The organism is Silvibacterium dinghuense, assembly GCF_004123295.1.
GTDB lineage: Bacteria > Acidobacteriota > Terriglobia > Terriglobales > Acidobacteriaceae > Silvibacterium > Silvibacterium dinghuense.
This window is the reverse complement of record NZ_SDMK01000001.1, coordinates 167,405-184,891: the sequence shown is the minus strand read 5'-3', so window position 1 is coordinate 184,891 and position 17,487 is coordinate 167,405. Positions and strand designations below refer to the sequence as shown.

The following is a 17,487-nucleotide window of genomic DNA, read 5'->3' as shown; positions in this document are numbered from 1 at the left end:
ATGAGCCGTGCATTCGCAGCGCCGTCTTCTCCGGTTTCGCAGCCGCGAGCGTGGCTGCACTGGCTCTTCGCCCCGAACCTCTCAGGCCGAGGACACCTGATCACGCGCTGGCTCTTTCTGCGTGCGCTCGCGCTGATCTATTTCTCCGCCTTCTACTCGCTCGCGTTCCAGATCAAAGGGCTTATCGGCCCTGAGGGCATTCTGCCGATCACCCAGTATCTTCCGGCGATTGCACGAGCGCTCGGCCCGGCGAGGTTCTGGTTTGCGCCGACGCTGCTGTGGCTCTCCCCGAGTTCCGACATGCTCATGGCGCTCTGCTGGATTGGCATGCTCGCGGCGCTGGCTGCACTGCTGAATCTCTGGCCACGCCTGAGTTTCCTTGTCTGCTTCGTCTGCTTCCTGTCTTTTGTGGTTGCCGCGTCGGATTTCTCCGGCTACCAGTCAGATGGAATGTTGCTCGAAGCCGGCTTCCTCGCGCTCTTTTTCGTCCCGAGCGGACTGCGGCCGGGTTGGGGAGAAGCGACACCGCCTTCGCGTGTCAGTCTCTTCCTTTTGCAGTGGGAATGGTTCCGCATTTACTTCGAATCCGGTATGGTCAAGCTGCTCTCGGGCGATGAGCAGTGGCGCAACTTCAGCGCGATGGACCAGTACTACCAGAACGGTCCTCTGCCAACCTGGGTTGGCTGGTATGTACAGCATCTTCCGCATAGATTCCATGCCACTACCGTCGCTCTCACGTTGGTGATGGAATTTGGCGTCGTGCTGCTGCTCTTCTGCCCGCGCCGCCTGCGGCTGATCTGCTTCTGCATCGTCACGCCATGGGAAGCGGGTGTAATTCTCACGGCGAATTACACCTTTCTGAATTACCTCGTGCTTTCGCTGGGTATCCTGCTGCTCGATGACGGCTGGCTTCGCCGCTGGATACCGCGCCGCCTGCGGACGCCTGATCCTGTGGCACCAGTCGCGGACGCCGGCTTCGAAGATGAGCCGCCGCTCTCCATTTTGCATACGGATGCAGAGCAGCAGGGAAGTGCGGCATCATCGCGTGGCCTTCAGGGGCATCTGGGAGCGCTGCGCCTGGCTGTGAGCGCAGTTGCCCTCACCTGGATTGCTTATGTGACGACGGCAAAGCTCATCCTCATCCCGCTTCATGATCTGCCGCTGCCGATGGAGCCGATCCGCGCTCTCGAACCGTTTCGCATCGCCAACCAGTACGGCCTCTTTGCGGTCATGACGCGGGGCCGGTACGAGATCGAGTTCCAGGGCTCAAACGATGGCCAGACGTGGATTGCATATCCCTTCCGATACAAGCCGCAGGCGCTCAATGAGCGGCCGGGCATCTATGCGCCTTACCAGCCCCGCTTCGACTGGAATCTCTGGTTCTCTTCGCTCGGCGAGTGGAGGCAGAACCAGATCGTGCCTCTCGCGGAGGAACACCTGTTGCAGAATGATCGCGATGTGTTAGCCCTCTTCCGGAGCAACCCCTTTGCTGCTGCGCCGCCGAAGTATGTCCGGGCCGTGCTCTGGCAATACTGGTTTACTTCGCTCGAGGAAAAACGCAGGACAGGGAACTGGTGGCGCCGCGAGCTCCTCGGCCTGTACGCGCCGGAACTGACGACCACGGCAAACGGGGAAGTGACCGTCGTCGCCATGCCGATGAGCCTGCCTCCGCACGATTAGAGCATTTCTGATCTTTGATACGGTGGTGCCGCCAGTGGCGTGCGCATTCCTGTCCGCAAGAGGCGGGTTCCTGTTGTAATACGGATGTGCCTCGCGCTTCTGTGATCGGAGCCGGTCCCAATGGTCTCGCCGCCGCCATTACGATGGCGCAGGCCGGATATGGTGTGACTGTTTTCGAGGCAGAGAGCATTCTTGGCGGCGCTTCGCGCACGCTCGAGCTGACGCTGCCCGGCTTTCGCCATGATTTCGGATCGGCGGTGCATCCCATGGGTGCGAGCTCGCCGTTTTTCCGCAGCCTGCCATTGGCCGATTACGGCCTCCGCTGGGTGCATGGGCTTATTCCCCTGGCTCATCCGCTGGATGACGGGACGGCGGTGGTGCTGGAGCGGGATCTGGGCGAAGCTGTCCGCCTGCTGGGCGAAGACGGCGAGGCGTGGCGGCGTTTGGTCGAGCCGCTCGTCCGGAATTGGGATGTCTTTGCGAATGAGATCCTGGGTCCCATTCCACATCTTCCGCGGCATCCGTTGCTGCTTGCCGGGTTTGGGCTCCGCGCCATGCTGCCGGCTACGCTTCTCGCCCGGCGCTTCCGCAGCGAGCGGACGAAGGCGCTCTTTGCCGGGATGGCGGCCCACTCTTTTCTCAGCCTTGAGGCGCCGCTGAGTTCGGCGATCGGCATTGTTCTGGCGGCCTCGACGCATGTCGTCGGCTGGCCGGTTCCGGCAGGGGGAGCGCAGGCGATTCCGAATGCATTGGCTGGGTACCTTCGCAGCCTGGGCGGAAGCGTGGAAACAGGCCGTCGGATTGTCTCTCTTGAGGAGCTGGCTGCTTCGGATGCTGGCCACCCTGTCTTGTTTGATACGGCCCCGCGGCATCTTGCCTCTATCGCCGGATCGCGTCTGCCGGCAGGGTTCCGGCGCTGTCTTGAGCGCTTTGAGCCGGGTCCGGGCGCCTTCAAGATCGACTATGCGCTCTCGGAGCCGATCCCCTGGACCGCAGCCGATTGCCGCCGCGCCATCTGCCTGCATCTCGGCGGATCGCTCGCAGAGATTGCCCGCTCCGAGGATGCGATGTCCCGCGGCCGTATCAGTGAGCGCCCCTACATGATCCTCGCGCAGCCGACGCTCTTTGACCCGTCACGCGCGCCGGAAGGGAAGCACATTGCGTGGGTCTACTGCCATGTGCCGAATGGCTGCACCGTGGACATGACGGAGATCGTCGAGTGTCAGATCGAGCGCTTTGCCCCTGGCTTCCGCGATTGCGTTCTGGCCCGACGTGTTTCGACCCCTGCCGATCTTGAAGCTGCCGACTCGAATCTCGTCGGTGGAGATATCAGCGGTGGTGCGATGACCCTCGGGCAGACCTTCCTGCGCCCTACCTGGAAGCAATACGCCACGCCGGATCGTAACCTGTATCTCTGCTCGTCTTCGACGCCGCCAGGAGGAGGGGTGCATGGCATGTGCGGATACCGGGCGGCGCAGCTGGCCCTGCGCACGCATGGTCTTTGAGGGGCGATTGGGCGATGAGGCGCCGAGGCGGATGTTTCTGATTCGTCAGCCACCGAACGCTGCCAATTGCGCATCTCAATGCCTGAACAGGCAGAATCGGCAGAGAGCGTGAGTCCTTTTCCCCAGGAAAATGCGGCGGAGCGCAGGGAGAGCACGAGAACGATGGCGACAGGTACGGTGAAGAAGATGCGTAAGCCAGGGAGTGTTTCTGATCCTCTCTGGTACAAGGACGCAATCATCTACGAACTGCATGTGAAGGCCTTTGCCGACAGTAACAACGACGGCATCGGAGATTTTCGCGGCCTGATGCAGAAGCTCGATTACCTGACAGATCTTGGCGTGACCTGCATCTGGCTTCTGCCCTTCTTTCCTTCGCCGCTGCGCGACGATGGCTACGACATCTCCGATTACATGAACGTGCACCCCAGCTATGGCACGATCAATGATTTTCAGCTCTTCCTCGATGCCGCGCATGAGCGGGGGCTGCAGGTCATGATCGAGCTGGTCATCAATCACACTTCGGACCAGCATCCCTGGTTTCAGGCTGCTCGTACTTCGCCTCCCGGTTCGCCGGCACGTGAGTTTTATGTCTGGTCGGACAGCGATCAGCTCTATAAGGACGCCCGCATTATCTTCACCGACACGGAGAAGTCGAACTGGTCGTGGGATCCTGTTGCGCAGGCGTATTACTGGCACCGATTCTTTTCGCATCAGCCGGATCTGAACTTCGACAACCCGCGTGTGATGGAAGAGGTCATCAAGGTTCTGCATTTCTGGCTCGATATGGGCGTGGATGGTTTGCGGCTGGATGCGATTCCCTATCTCGTCGAACGAGATGGCACCAACTGCGAGAATCTCGCCGAGACGCACGCTGCCATCAAGAAAATCCGCGCCGCTCTCGATGAGCGCTACGAAGGCCGCATGATCCTGGCCGAAGCCAATCAGCCTCCGATCAACGTGCGCGACTACTTTGGCGATGGCGACGAATGCCACATGGCTTTCCACTTCCCTCTGATGCCGCGCATCTATATGGCTCTGAGCCAGGAGGATCGTCAGCCGATTACCGATATCATGGCGCAGACTCCGGAGATTCCTGAGATCTGCCAGTGGGGCATGTTCCTGCGTAACCATGATGAGCTCACGCTTGAGATGGTCACCGGCGACGAGCGCGATTACATGTATCTGGCCTACAGCGCCGACCCGAGAATGAGAATCAATGTTGGTATCCGTCGCAGGCTCGCCCCGTTGATGGACAATAATCGCCGTCGTATCGAGCTGCTCAACAGCCTGCTCTTTTCCTTCCCCGGCACGCCTATTCTTTATTACGGCGATGAGATCGGGATGGGGGACAACATCTATCTCGGCGACCGGAACGGCGTGCGCACGCCGATGCAGTGGTCGGGCGATCGCAACGCAGGCTTTTCGCGCGCCAATCCCGCGCGTCTGTACAGCCCGGTCATCATGGACCCGGTTTGGGGCTATGAGGCGATCAATGTCGAGGCGCAGCAAGGCGATCCCTCGTCGCTGCTGAACTGGATGCGCAACATGATTGCTCTGCGCAAGCTGTTCCCGGTCTTCGGGCGCGGCACGCTGCGCTTCCTGGGAGCCCTGAATCGCAAGATCATGGCCTATATCCGTGAGCTCGACGGAGTACAGATTCTCTGCGTGGCCAACCTCTCGCATGTCTGGCAGCCTGCGGAGCTCGATCTCTCCGGCTTTGAAGGTATGCTCCCTGTCGAGATGCTCGGCTATGTCGAATTCCCGGCTGTGACCAGTGCACCCTACCGGGTGACTCTCGGCCCTTATGAATTCCTCTGGCTGGAACTGCAGCAGAACATGGCAGCGACATACGGCAACTTGTAAGGATTAAGGAGCGATGGCTAGATTCGAGCTCTCAGAAGAGACGCGCAAACGAGTCGAGGAAATTGGCAGCGCAGATCTGGTGATCGGCGTGGCGGGTGTTGCGCCGTTCGAGCTTCTGCTCGAAAAGATACCGTCATGGCTGCAGCGGCTCTCTCCATCGCCGGGACGCACGGTACTGGCCTTCGCTGGCGTGCAGGAGATGCCGTCGCAGCCCCTGCCTGAAGGCCTGGAGCTTCTGCCTTTTGTTCCGGCGGCACATGATCCTTCGCTTGGGCCCTGGATTGAGCTGTCCAGCGCACAGCTTGCGGTGATCGGGCTGGCTTCCATCCTTGAGGCTCGCGGCTGCATTGTCTTTCACCCCGATCTTGCTGCGTTCGATGATCCTGGTTCCTTGCAGCTCGCTATCCCCATTCTCGAAGGCAACTGTGATCTGGTCATGCCTGTCTACCCGGAAGGGAAATACGAAGGCCTGCTGAACAAGGGGCTTCTTGCTCCGCTTTCGCGTTCGCTTTGCGGGCGTCGTGTTTCAGCACCGCTGCCTTCTGACTTCGGAGTTTCCGCGCGCATGATATCCCGCATGACTGCGGGGCAGCCGCAGCGCGCACTCACCGCACCACGGTTGTTATGGCCGGCAACAGTGGCGGGTATGGATGGCGGAGAGATATGCGAAGCGCCTCTGCATATCCGGCACAGCACGCAGAGTGAAGGACTCGAGCTGAGTACGGTCATCGGGCAGCTCGTCGGCTCGCTCTTCCAGGAAGTAGAGCTGCAGGCGGCGCAATGGCAGCGTGTCCGCGGCTCTCAGGCCATGCGTGCCCTCACAGCGCAGAGCGGAGCCGGGCCGGAGACGGCTGAGCTGCCCGCTCCCGATCCGCAGCCGCTGATCGATTCCTTCGTGCTCGGCTTCCGCAACCTCGAAGAGGTATGGCGGATTGCCCTGCCGCCTCTCTCACTCTTTGAGCTGCAGCGGCTCGCTCGTCTGTCTCCGGCGGAGTTTTCCATGCCGGATGAGCTCTGGGTGAAGATCGTCTATGACTTCGCAGTCGCCTGGCACGTGCGCCGCATCAGCCGTGGACACCTGCTGGGCGCGCTGACGCCGCTCTATCTTGGCTGGGTTGCTTCCTATGTGCGAAGCGTAAGCGATCTTTCTCTGGTGAAGACACAGGCGCGCCTGGAAGAACTGGCGCAGGCATTTGAAGTGTATAAGCCCTATTTCGTATCGCGTTGGAGATGGCCGGATCGCGTGAGCTGATTCGCGAAGACCAGGAGGATTTCGTCATGTGGAACCAGATTGAACAGGCACTGCGGGACTCGATGAGCCGCGTGACGACGAAGATTGCCATGCTGCTTCCCGGCATACTGGCTTTCATCGTCGCGCTGCTGATCTTTCTTGCCCTGGGATGGCTCTTCTCCTGGCTGGTGAGGAGCGTTCTTACCAGGCTGCGCTTTGACGAGCGGTTGCGGAAGGGCGCGGATACTCTGGCCGAGTGGTCGCCGACGAATACTCCAACCACCCTCGTCACCCGTGTTGTCTTCTGGATCTTTGTTGCGCTCGGTGTTCTGGTCGGTGTCTCGGCCTTCGATGCCGCGTCCGCCGAGCCTGCCATCACGGCCTATGTTTTTCCCTACCTGCCGCACATCTTTGCCGCTGCGCTGCTCTTTTTCATCGGCAACATCGTCGCACGCTTCCTTTCACGGAGCGTGCTGATCACGGCTGTCAACCTCAATCTGCACTATGCCCGCCTGCTGGCCACGGGTGCGAAGTGGCTGGTGCTGATCCTGACGACAGCCATGGCTCTCGACCATCTTTCCATCGGAGGCCAGATTGTCGATCTTGCCTTCGGCATCCTCTTCGGCGGCATTGTGTTGGCGTTGGCGCTGGCGGTCGGACTAGGATCGCGCGATCTGGTCAGTCGCTCCCTGGAGCGTGAAAGCGCGCGTCCGCCGGAGCATGCTCCGGCGGAGCGGCTGCAGCACTTTTAAGGAATGAGCAACGCTTTGCCAGTGGTTTTTCTGCCTGCAAGGTCCATCTGTGCCTGTGCCGCATTGGCCAGGGGATAATCATGCTCTGTGCGTACCTGCAGCGTTCCGGCTTTGACAGCCTGAAAAACCGCGGCCGCTCGCGTAACCAGCTCATCCCGGGTCTGCACATAGTGCTTCAGCGTCGGCCGCGTCACGTAGAGCGATCCCTTTGTCGAGAGCTCGATCAGGTCGAAGGGCGGTACTGCGCCACTGGAGCCTCCGAAGAGCGCCATCAGGCCACGCGGGCGCAGCACGTTGAGTGATTTTTCAAATGTCGTCAGGCCCACGGAGTCGTAGACGACATCCACGCCGCATCCCTCTGTCAGCTCGCGTGTCCGTGCTTCGAAGTCCTCGCGCGTGTAGAAAATGATCTCCGCGGCGCCGGCCTGGCGTGCGAGTTCGGCCTTCTCTTCGGTTGAAACCGTGGCAATCACCCTTGCGCCGATCTGCGCAGCCATCTGCGTAAGCAGCAGCCCCACGCCACCGGCTGCGGCGTGCACCAGAGCCGTGTCGCCTGCCTTCAGTGGAAAGGTCGAGTATGCCAGGTAGTGGGCGGTCAGGCCTTGCAGCATCACGGCCGCGGCGAGACGCAGATCGACCCCCTCCGGGATATGCACCAGGCGGTCCGCGGGAGCGATCGCATACTCGGCATAGGTGCCAAGTACATTGCACCAGGCTACCGGGTCACCAGGCTGGAACCCAGTTACACCTTCGCCGACAGATTCCACGATACCGGCTGCCTCCTGCCCATCGATCAAGGGCAGCGGCGCTTTGTACCGGCCTTCGCGATAGTAGATATCGATGAAGTTGACGCCGGAAGCGCGAATCTTGACCAGAACCTCTCCAGCTTGGGGGGAGGGAATGGGGAGATCGACCAGTTCGAGGACTTCAGGACTGCCGGTGCGGGTGATCTGGATGGCTTTCATAAGACACAGGATGAGCAAGCCGTTGCGAAGGATGCCGAAAAGAAAAGAGCCGTCCCGAAGGACGGCTCTGGGGTTTTCAACTGCTTAATCCTGGAGGATGCTCGGCTCGCCCGGAGCGCGCAGGCGCACCAGCCGGTCGATGGTGTAAGGCGCGCGGTGCGAATTGGTGTGGTAGTGGCGAACCTGCAGTTCGCCCAGCAGGCCGATAGCCAGCATCTGGATGCCGCCCAGGATCAGGACACCGGCGATCACAAACCACGGGCCATGCTGATCCATCACGTGCTGGTGGGTGAAGAGCTTCAACACGCACAGGCTGAAGGCGATGATCGAGCCGAAGAGCATGCCCAGTGCGCCGAAGATGCCGAAGAAGTGCAACGGCCGGGTCATGTACTTGAGCAGGAAGCGGATCGTCAGCAGGTCGAAGAAGACGCGGAAGGTGCGGCCGATGCCATAGTGGCTCTTGCCCCGCTCGCGGTTCACGTTCTTGATCGGAATTTCGCAGATGCTGGCCCCGTACCAGGCTGCCAGGGCCGGGATAAACCGGTGCATCTCGCCATACAGCGGAACGTTGTGAATCACCTCGCGGCGATAGGCCTTGAAGGTGGTGCCGAAGTCGTGGATATCGACGCCGGAGAGCTTGGCCATCAGCCAGTTAGCGCAGCGCGAAGGGAAGCGGCGCATGACAAAATTGTCGATACGCTCCTTGCGCCATCCGCTGACCACGTCATAGCCTTCTTCGAGTTTCTCGAGGAAGTTGGGGATTTCGTTGGGGTCGTGCTGCAGGTCGCCATCCATGGCCAGGATGTAGTCACCCTGGGCGTGGTCGAAGCCGGCGGCCAGGGCCGAGGTCTGTCCGAAATTGCGGCGCAGCTTTACGACCAGCACGCGGCTGTCCACCGCGGCGATCTCCTCCAGCAGCTTGTAGCTGCGGTCGCTTGAGCCGTCGTCGACGAGCACCAGCTCGAAGCTGTCCCCCACCTGCTCCATGACAGCCTTGAGCCGGTCGTACATGGCGGTGATGTTTTCTTCTTCGTTGTGGAAAGGGACGACGATGGAGTACTTCGGCATGCTTCTATTCTAGCAATTTTCCCCTTGCAGCAAGTCACCAAAGGTTTCTTGGGGGGCTTTCTCGGTATACCCCCTCCCGATATATAGCCCTTCAGCGGGACGACAGATACGCCCTGCTTGGCTCGTGGGAGCGTTTGTCCTGCAGAGAGACGCATGTTGCCCTATAAGGCCGTCCTGATCCTCCTCATTGCGTCCTTTTTTCCTGCTTGCATCAGTGTCCAGTTGTCTATACCTTTATCTCCACATTCATGATCGGCGGAAGAACTGCCGGCAGAAATGATGTAGCCAATGCAGCAATCTTGGTCCCGTTTTGCTGTCGTTTGCACTGCCGTATGGCGAAGAAACACCTGTTTCAAGAAAGACCCGTTTCTCTTTGGAGGCAACAAAACTATGAAACGCATATCCACATGTCTCATGTGGGCGCTGATGCTGGCTGTCGCGTGTATCCCGGGGATGGCACAGACCGTCACCGGCTCCATCCGCGGCACCATCACTGACCCAAGCGGGGCCATTGTCCCTAGTGCGAAGGTGACGGCAACAAATACGGCTACCGGTGTTAATACGGTAGCGACGACCAACAATGCGGGTGAGTATTCGGTTCGCTTCCTGCAAATTGGTCAGTACACCATCACAGTGGAAGCGCAGGGGTTCAGCACTGCGCACTACGGTCCGTTTGCGCTGGAAATTGATCAGGACGCCAAGATTGATATTCCCCTTACCGTAGGCCAGACCAGCACTACCGTGACTGTGAAGGAAGAGCTCCAGCCGATCCTTCAGACCGAGAACGCGACCAACGGTGAAACCTTCACCGAGAACACCATCAACAGTGTGCCGCTCAACGGTCGCGACTTCACCCAGCTGACCGCCTTCACCCCCGGCGCGGTGGTCACCGGCTACGGCAGCTTCGGCGGATCGAACTCGACCGAGCGCTCGACTGGCGACTCGAACGAAGCCAACGTCAACGGCAGCCGCCAGCAGTCGAACAACTACCTGCTCGACGGCCAGGAAATCAACGAGAACATCAACAACACGGTCGGCTATACTCCCAGCCCGGACTCCATCGAACAGCTGCGCGTCGTCTCGTCGAATGCGAACGCCGAATTCGGCAACGTGAACGGCGGCGAAGTGCTGATGGTCATGAAGAGCGGCAGCAACAAGTTCCACGGTTCGGTCTTCGGCTTTCTGCAGAACGACAACCTGGACGCCAACTCCTGGGCCAACGACCATAACGTGATTCCTGTCGCCAAGAATCCGTTTACGCAGGCGATCTTCGGTGCTACCTTCGGCGGTCCGATCATCAAGGATAAGCTGTTCTTCTTCGTCGACTATGAAGGCATGCGGTACCACACGGGCGGCGAGACGGACTACAGCCTTGCTACCCAGGACATGCTGAAGGGCGACCTCTCCAACCTATACAGCATCAACTCGACCGGTGGCATTCAGTTGTACGATACGCAGACGCTTGAGGCCAACGGTACGCCGACGCCTTATACCAACAACCAGGTTCCAGTAAACAGCTCGATCGCCCAGTATCTGGCTGCTCATCAGAATGCCTATCCGGCCCCGAACAACCCAACCAGCGATCCGACGGGGATCTATAACAACTTTGTCGGTCCTTCGGGCACCTTCCAGACGAACGACCAGGGTGACGTCAAGATCGACTATCATCCCCGGCTCAACGACGTCATTTCCGGCCGCTATTCTCAGGGATATGCGCAGAACGCTACGACCAAGGATCCGCTCCCGGTCGAGTTTCCCAGCGCCTCGAATTACCCCGACCACCTGGGTAACATCACCTGGACCCACACCCTCTCGCCTGCCATCGTGAACCTGGCGCGTGCTTCCTACTCGCGCATCCAGTTCAACAGCGGCGTCACCACTGACCCGAGCGGTATCTTCGGTCTCGACGGCAACTCCATCGTCGGCATTCCCAGCAAGGCGCAGGAAACCGCGGGCTTCAGCCTTCAGTCCTTCTCGACCAACGATGCCACCGGCATGCCCAGCAACTTCGGCGCCAACCCGACGCCGGAAGTCTTCGTCGACAATGTTTTTGAATACGCCGACGATCTGACCTGGCAGTATGGCAAGCATCTGTTCAAGTTCGGTGCTTCGTTCATCCGTTACCAGCAAAACAGCTTCTATCCCGGCAATGACGGTGAATTGGGTAGCTTCAGCTATGACGGTCAGTACTCGACCGATGGCGGCACCGCTTATCCTTTTGCCGACTTCCTGCTCGACCGTGTGAACTCGGCTTCGGTGGGCGCGGTCACCGGCCTTACCGGTCAGCGTCAGTGGCGCGACGGTATTTTTGCGCAGGACGACTGGAAGTTCAGCGACAAGCTGACGCTGAACCTCGGCGTCCGCTGGGAGTTCGATCAGCCCATCTACGAAGTGAATAACAAGATGGCCAACCTGAACCTGGCGACCGGTGCGGTGGAGTATGCAGGCGTGGACGGCAACAGCCGCGCTCTCTACGATCCGTACTATGCGCAGGTCCAGCCCCGTTTCGGCTTTGCCTATGCGATCACCCCGCGCTGGGTCATCCGCGGCGGCTACGGCATCACCAGCTACTTTGAAGGTATGGGCGCCAACCTTCGTCTGACCCAGAATCCGCCCTTCCATACCGACTATCAGGAAACTGGTGTCAATCCGACCATCAGCGATGGCGTTGTAACCTCTACGGGAACCTACTACGAAACTTCGAATGGCTTCCCGACCACTACGCCGCCGACCACCACTTTTTACGCGTGGCCGAAGAACATGAAGCCTTCTTCTACGCAGGAAATCACCCTTACTACCGAATATCAGCTTGCCGCCAATACTTCAGTACAGCTCGGTTATGTCGGCATCCTCGGTCATCACCTCACCGACCCGTACTGGGGCAACCAGCGTCCATCGCCCGACCAGCTTGGTCCCTATGACAGCCTGGTGGGCACGGTGAACGGTGAGAATTATGCCGCTGGCACCAACCCTGATCCGTCGACGGTGGACACCGGCGTGGTGAAGATCAGCGCCACCAACGCCGCCAGCAACTACAACGCCATGCAGGCGGTCCTTCGCCAGCGCCTGACCGACGGTCTGGAACTGACGGCCAACTACACGCTTTCGCACTCGATGACCGACAGCTTTGGCTACTACGGTGTGTCGAACATCAGCGGCGGTTACTACCAGCAGAATGCCTATGACATGCGGGCCGAGTGGGGCGACGCGGGTTTCGATATCCGCCAGGCTCTAAGCGTCTCGGGTGAATATGCATTGCCTTTCGGCCGCGGCCGTCAGTTCGGCGCCAACATGAACCGTGCTTTCGACGAGGCTGTCGGCGGCTGGAAGCTGGCTTTGACCGACGTTACCTACACTGCCTTCCCCCTGACCGCGGGCACGACCTCTAACTACTCCAGCAAGGTGTATTCGGCGACCGCCCGTCCCAACCAGTATCGTCCCCTTCACGTAACCGGCCGCTCACTGAATGCATGGTTCGGAACCGCGGTACAGCCCGGTGGCTCCGAAGCGGCGTGCTCGGTCGATACCAACAATGGCACCTGCGTCTTCGGGCCGCAGCCCACGACCACCTTCGGCGACGTTCGCCCCATGACCCTGCGTGGCGATGGCTACGAGCAGGTTGACGCAGCTCTCTCCAAGTCCTTCCCGATCTGGAAAGAACATGCGCTGGCCTTCCGTGCCGATTTCTTCAACCTGCTGAACGTAGCCAGCTACAGCGCACCGCATGCTACGGTTACCGACTCGAACTTTGGCCAGATTACCGGCACGACCTCCACCGAACGCCGTATCCAGCTTTCGCTGAAGTACGCGTTCTAACTCGAACCACAGCTCTTGCAGTGGGCTTATCCTGCCTGCAGCAGGATAGATAAGAAAGAAGGCCGGGAGATTTTCTCCCGGCCTTCCTGTTTCGATTCGAAGTTCGCGTTATGAAGCAGTGAATGTCTCAATAGAGATGGCCAGTGCATGCTCACAGGCTTCGCGCGAAATATCATGATGCGTCACAAAGCGGATCTGGTCTGCTGCTGCCGCGCCCGCCAGCACTCCTTTTTGCTTCAGCTTCGCCAGCACCGGCGCAACATCCGCGACGCCGCGCAGGCGGAAGATCACGATGTTTGTCTGTACTGCCGTGAGATCGATTTCAATCCCTGGAATTGCTGCTAAACCTTCAGCCAGCAGTCGTGCGTTGGCATGATCTTCGTGCAGGCGCTGCGGCATCTCTTCAAGTGCGATCAGTCCTGCTGCCGCCAGAATGCCTGCCTGACGCATACCTCCGCCCAGCATCTTGCGCACGCTGCGGGCCCGCTCGATGAAGCGTCGGCTGCCGACCAGAATGGAGCCGACCGGCGCGCAGAGTCCCTTCGAGAGGCAGAACATCACGCTCTGGAAGCCGCTGGTCAATGTGGCCACATTGATGCCGAGCGCTGTGGCTGCATTGAAGACACGGGCTCCGTCGAGGTGTACCGGAATGCCGGCATCGCGTGCGCCGTTCCAGATCTCTTCGTACACTTCAAGCGGCGTGACCGTGCCTCCCGCCATGTTGTGCGAGTTTTCGAGCGAGATCAGCCCCGTTTGCGCGCGATAGTAGAGCTTCGGCGCAATCGCTGCCTTGATCTGCTCCCATTGCAGTACGCCGCGATCGCCGGGAACGGTGCGCAGATGGCAGCCGGAGAACGCCGATACCATGGCCATCTCCCAGTCGACGATATGCCCGCGCGCGTCGCAGATGATTTCCTGTCCTGGCTGTGTATGCAGCTTGATCGCGATCTGGTTGCCCATGCTGCCGGTGGGCACAAAGATGGCAGCCTCACGTCCAAAGAGCTCCGCGGCGCGCGCTTCGAGGCGATTCACCGTGGGGTCTTCTCCGTACACGTCATCGCCGACTTCGGCATCGGCCATCGCCGCGCGCATGGCTGCGGTGGGTTTCGTGACTGTATCGCTGCGCAGGTCGATTACCGGGGTGGAGAGTGTTTCTGCAGTACTGGACATACAGGATCCTTATTCGGATAAAGTGAGGGCGCATTGCGCTGCGCCCGTGGGATCAGCCTTCGACGTGAAGCTCGCGCAGGAGAAAGGCATAGTCCATTGCTATCTCTTCGAGATAGTCGTAGCGCCCTGAGGCGCCGGAGTGTCCGGCTGTCATATTGGTATGGAAAAGCAGCGTATGGTTGTCGGTCTTGAGCGTCCGCAGCTTCGCTATATATTTGGCCGGCTCCCAATACATTACCTGGCTGTCGTGAAGCGAGGTCTTTACCAGCATTGCGGGGTAGGCCTTGGCTTCCACATTGTCATACGGCGAATAGCTCAGCATGTAGCGGAATGCCTCAGGTTCATTTGGATTGCCCCACTCCTCGTACTCCGGCACCGTCAGCGGCAGAGAGGCGTCGAGCATGGTGTTCATCACATCCACGAACGGCACGTGCGAGAGCACCGCCCGATAAAGGTCGGGACGGAGGTTGCACACTGCGCCCATCAGCAGCCCGCCTGCGCTTCCGCCTTCCATAGCTATGCGCTTCGCATCGCCATATCCGCTGGCAACGAGATGTTCCGTGACCGCGATGAAATCGGTGAACGTGTTCCGTTTTTCCATCAGGCGGCCTGCATCGTGCCATTTCTTGCCGAGATCGCCGCCGCCGCGGATATGCGCGAAGGCCATGACGAAGCCGCGGTCGAGCAGGCTTAGCCGGCTGCTGCTGAAGTTGTTCGGCAGCGAGTAGCCATACGAGCCATATCCATAAATGTAGAGAGGATTCTTGCCGTGCTCGAAGCGATCAGAGCGATAGACCAGCGACACTGGAACCTGCGTGCCGTCGGAGGCCGTGGCGAACAGACGTTCGGAGTGATAGTGCGAGCGATCAAATCCGCCCGGTACTTCAATCTGTTTGAGCAGCGTCGACTCCCCGGTGGCGACGTCATACTCGAAGACAGAGCTGGGTGTCACCAGCGACTGATAGCCATAACGGAATTTGTGCGTGTCAAAGTTACGATTGATGTGCGGATGTGCGCTGTAGGCCGGCTCGGGAAAGGCGATCTCCTGCACCGTGCCCAGCGTGCCGTCTTGTCCGGAAAAGGGAAGAATGCGCAGGTGCTGCAGGCCAAGCGTTCGCTCACAGGCGACAAAGAACGAAGCAAAGAGATCGATCTCTTCGAGCATCGAGTCTTCGCGATGTGGCAGCACTTCACGCCAGTATGCCTTTGAGGGGGTCTCAACCGGTGTCGTGACCAGCCGGAAGTTGCGTCCCGTGTCGTTGGCGCGGATATAGAAGAGGCCGTGGCGGTGATCCACGTAGTACTCGAAATCATCGCGTCGCGGCTCAATCAGTTGCCACTTGCCGGCGGGATCATCGGAGCGCAGGAACCAGTTCTCAGTCGTTGTATGGCTCGAGCTTTCGAGAATCGTGTAGATACCATCCCGCGTGCGGCCTGCGCCGAGATTGAAACGCTCGTCTTTCTCCTCGAAAACCAGCACATCTTCACTGTGCGGACGGCCTAGAGTATGGCGGAAGAACTGGAACTGCCGCTTCTGTACCTCATCTTCGACGGTGTAGCAGAGGGTCGCATTGTCCGCAGCCCAGAGCACGGAGCCGACGCGCTCCACGCGCTCGCTCAGCAGCGCGCCGGTGCGCAGATCCTTGACCTGCAGCGTGTACTGGCGAAAGCCCTTGTTGTCTACGGCATAGGCCAGCAGATGACCGTCATCGGAGACGGTGAGTGCGCTGACTGCCATGTACGGCTCGCCCTTGGCCAGCTCATTGATATCGAGCACAGTCTCTTCCTGTGCGGCATCACCGGGAAAGCGGTCGAGATCATCGGTAAGAGCAGCTTTGCGGCAGTAGATGGGATACTGCGCACCCTGCTCGGTGCGCGAGTAATACCACCAGCTGCCGTCGCGGAAGGGAACCGAAACGTCGGTTTCCTTGATGTGACTCACCATTTCCTGGTAGAGCGTTTTTTGCAGTTCGGCTGTCGGTGCGAGATCTGCGGCGGTCCATGCATTTTCCGCTTCAAGGTAGGCAATGACCTCGGGATTGTCTTTCTCGCGCAGCCATGCGTAGTCGTCCACCAGAGTGGTGCCGTGCAGGGTTGTTTCGGTGTGGCGGATGGCGGCGACGGGAGGCTTCATTTCGGTGGGGTTCGACATACCGTTCTAGGATATAGCGGCCTCTCTATGCGGCAACAGTATGGCGGCTTGCATGCTTTAATGGGCAGGTAGCCGCAAATCGCATGCGCATCCTGCATATCATCCCGTCTCTCGATCTCGCGTACGGTGGACCGCCGGAGGGGCTGCGCCGTCTTGCTGCGGGCTATCTCCGCGAGGGCCACGATGTCGAAGTGGCGACACTGGACGATCCGCGGGCGGAGTTTCTCCGCGAGTTGCCGTTCCCGGTCTCGGCGCATGGTCCGAGAAAGAATACCTATGGCTATTCGCCAACGCTATTGCCCTGGTTGCGCGAGAACGCTTCACGTTTCGATGGCGTGGTGGTGAATGGGCTCTGGCAATATCACGGCCGCGCGGCGTGGCTGGCTCTCCACGGACGCCAGAGGTATGCCGTTTTTATGCATGGCATGCTTGATCCTTATTTCAATAAGCCGTATCTCACCAAGTTTGCGAAGAAGTGGCCTTACTGGCTCTTCAACGAATACAAGCTCATCCGCGATGCTCACCGTGTGCTTTTTACCTCGGAGGCTGAGATGCATCTTGCCGCGAAGAGCATGTGGCCGTATCGCGCCGAAGGCATGGTCGTTCCGTACGGCACTCCTGGACCTGGTAAAGACACGGCTCTGTATCGGCGTGCTTTCCTTGAGCTTTGCCCGCAGATGGAAGAAAAGAGGTTCCTGCTTTTTCTGGGCCGCATTCATCCGAAGAAGGGATGCGATCTGCTGATCGAAGCCTTTGCCGCGGCTGCTGCGGCCGATCTTCACCTGGTAATAGCTGGTCCTGATCAGACAGGATGGAAGGCGCAACTCGAAGCCCGCGCTGTCGAGCTTGGAGTGGCAGACCGCATCCACTGGCCGGGAATGCTCAGCGGAGATACGAAGTGGGGCGCATATTTCTGTGCCGATGCCTTTATTCTGCCTTCGCACCAGGAGAACTTCGGCATTTCGGTTGCAGAAGCTCTGGCCTGCAGGCTTCCGGTGCTGATCTCCGATCAGGTGAATATCCATGCCGAGGTCAAGAGCGATGGCGCTGCGATCGTCGAGCCGGACACGCTCGACGGAACCCGGCGCATGATCGAGCAGTGGGAAAACATGCCTGTTTCACAGAAAGATGCCATGCGTGCTGCTGCTCGGCGCTGTTTCGAGCAACGCTATAACTCGCAACGGCTGCCTTCCTCGATCGTCTCTCTGTTTCAATCCTCCTGATTGCACCCGAGCAAAAGCAGAAGCCCCGGCTAGGACCGGGGCTTCTTTGTTCGTATGGAGAT

Annotated in this window: 10 protein-coding genes and 1 pseudogene; 7 read left to right on the top strand and 4 right to left on the bottom strand. The window is 59.6% G+C overall.

Going from position 1 to position 17,487, the window contains the following annotated elements:
- The 5 genes and pseudogenes from ESZ00_RS00730 to ESZ00_RS00710 all read left to right on the top strand — a co-directional run bounded on the left by ESZ00_RS00730 (window position 1) and on the right by ESZ00_RS00710 (window position 7,031).
- Complete coding sequence (locus tag ESZ00_RS00730) at window positions 1-1,680, top strand: lipase maturation factor family protein (protein ID WP_129206263.1); 1,680 nt, start codon at window positions 1-3, stop codon at window positions 1,678-1,680.
- An 86-nt stretch (window positions 1,681-1,766) separates the two neighbouring features.
- Window positions 1,767-3,185 carry a phytoene desaturase family protein gene (locus ESZ00_RS00725; RefSeq protein ID WP_129206262.1) on the top strand — a complete coding sequence of 473 codons (1,419 nt, stop codon included), beginning with the start codon at window positions 1,767-1,769 and terminating at the stop codon, window positions 3,183-3,185.
- Between the two features lie 186 nt (window positions 3,186-3,371).
- Window positions 3,372-5,015: pseudogene (treS, locus tag ESZ00_RS00720) on the top strand (maltose alpha-D-glucosyltransferase); the annotation flags it as partial.
- A gap of 46 nt (window positions 5,016-5,061) precedes the next feature.
- On the top strand, window positions 5,062-6,300 hold the full coding sequence (locus tag ESZ00_RS00715; RefSeq protein WP_129206261.1) for a hypothetical protein: 1,239 nt from the start codon (window positions 5,062-5,064) through the stop codon (window positions 6,298-6,300).
- A complete protein-coding gene (locus ESZ00_RS00710) occupies window positions 6,279-7,031 on the top strand; it encodes a mechanosensitive ion channel family protein (protein ID WP_229740861.1) in 753 nt (250 codons plus the stop codon). The genes ESZ00_RS00715 and ESZ00_RS00710 overlap by 22 nt, the downstream gene beginning before the upstream one ends.
- On the opposite strand, the gene ESZ00_RS00705 is transcribed toward ESZ00_RS00710, so the two are convergent.
- Both ESZ00_RS00705 and ESZ00_RS00700 read right to left on the bottom strand, forming a co-directional pair.
- On the bottom strand, window positions 7,028-7,996 hold the full coding sequence (locus tag ESZ00_RS00705) for a quinone oxidoreductase family protein (RefSeq protein WP_129206260.1): 969 nt from the start codon (window positions 7,994-7,996) through the stop codon (window positions 7,028-7,030). The genes ESZ00_RS00710 and ESZ00_RS00705 overlap by 4 nt on opposite strands.
- A gap of 84 nt (window positions 7,997-8,080) precedes the next feature.
- Window positions 8,081-9,064, bottom strand: coding sequence for a glycosyltransferase family 2 protein (locus ESZ00_RS00700; RefSeq protein ID WP_129206259.1), 984 nt, complete (start codon window positions 9,062-9,064; stop codon window positions 8,081-8,083).
- 390 nt (window positions 9,065-9,454) lie between these two features.
- On the opposite strand from ESZ00_RS00700, the gene ESZ00_RS00695 reads away from it, so the two are divergent.
- Complete coding sequence (locus tag ESZ00_RS00695) at window positions 9,455-12,880, top strand: TonB-dependent receptor (RefSeq protein ID WP_164981267.1); 3,426 nt, start codon at window positions 9,455-9,457, stop codon at window positions 12,878-12,880.
- Window positions 12,881-12,988: 108 nt separating this feature from the next.
- Here the strand turns inward: ESZ00_RS00695 and ESZ00_RS00690 are convergent, their stop codons facing one another.
- Both ESZ00_RS00690 and ESZ00_RS00685 read right to left on the bottom strand, forming a co-directional pair.
- Window positions 12,989-14,050 (bottom strand): threonine aldolase family protein, encoded by a 1,062-nt coding sequence (locus ESZ00_RS00690; protein WP_129206257.1) that lies wholly within the window; start codon window positions 14,048-14,050, stop codon window positions 12,989-12,991.
- A gap of 52 nt (window positions 14,051-14,102) precedes the next feature.
- On the bottom strand, window positions 14,103-16,202 hold the full coding sequence (locus ESZ00_RS00685; RefSeq protein WP_129206256.1) for a S9 family peptidase: 2,100 nt from the start codon (window positions 16,200-16,202) through the stop codon (window positions 14,103-14,105).
- 83 nt (window positions 16,203-16,285) lie between these two features.
- Here ESZ00_RS00685 and ESZ00_RS00680 point away from each other — a divergent pair, with 83 nt between their 5' ends.
- Window positions 16,286-17,425, top strand: coding sequence for a glycosyltransferase (locus ESZ00_RS00680; protein ID WP_129206255.1), 1,140 nt, complete (start codon window positions 16,286-16,288; stop codon window positions 17,423-17,425).
- Window positions 17,426-17,487 lie beyond the last annotated feature (62 nt).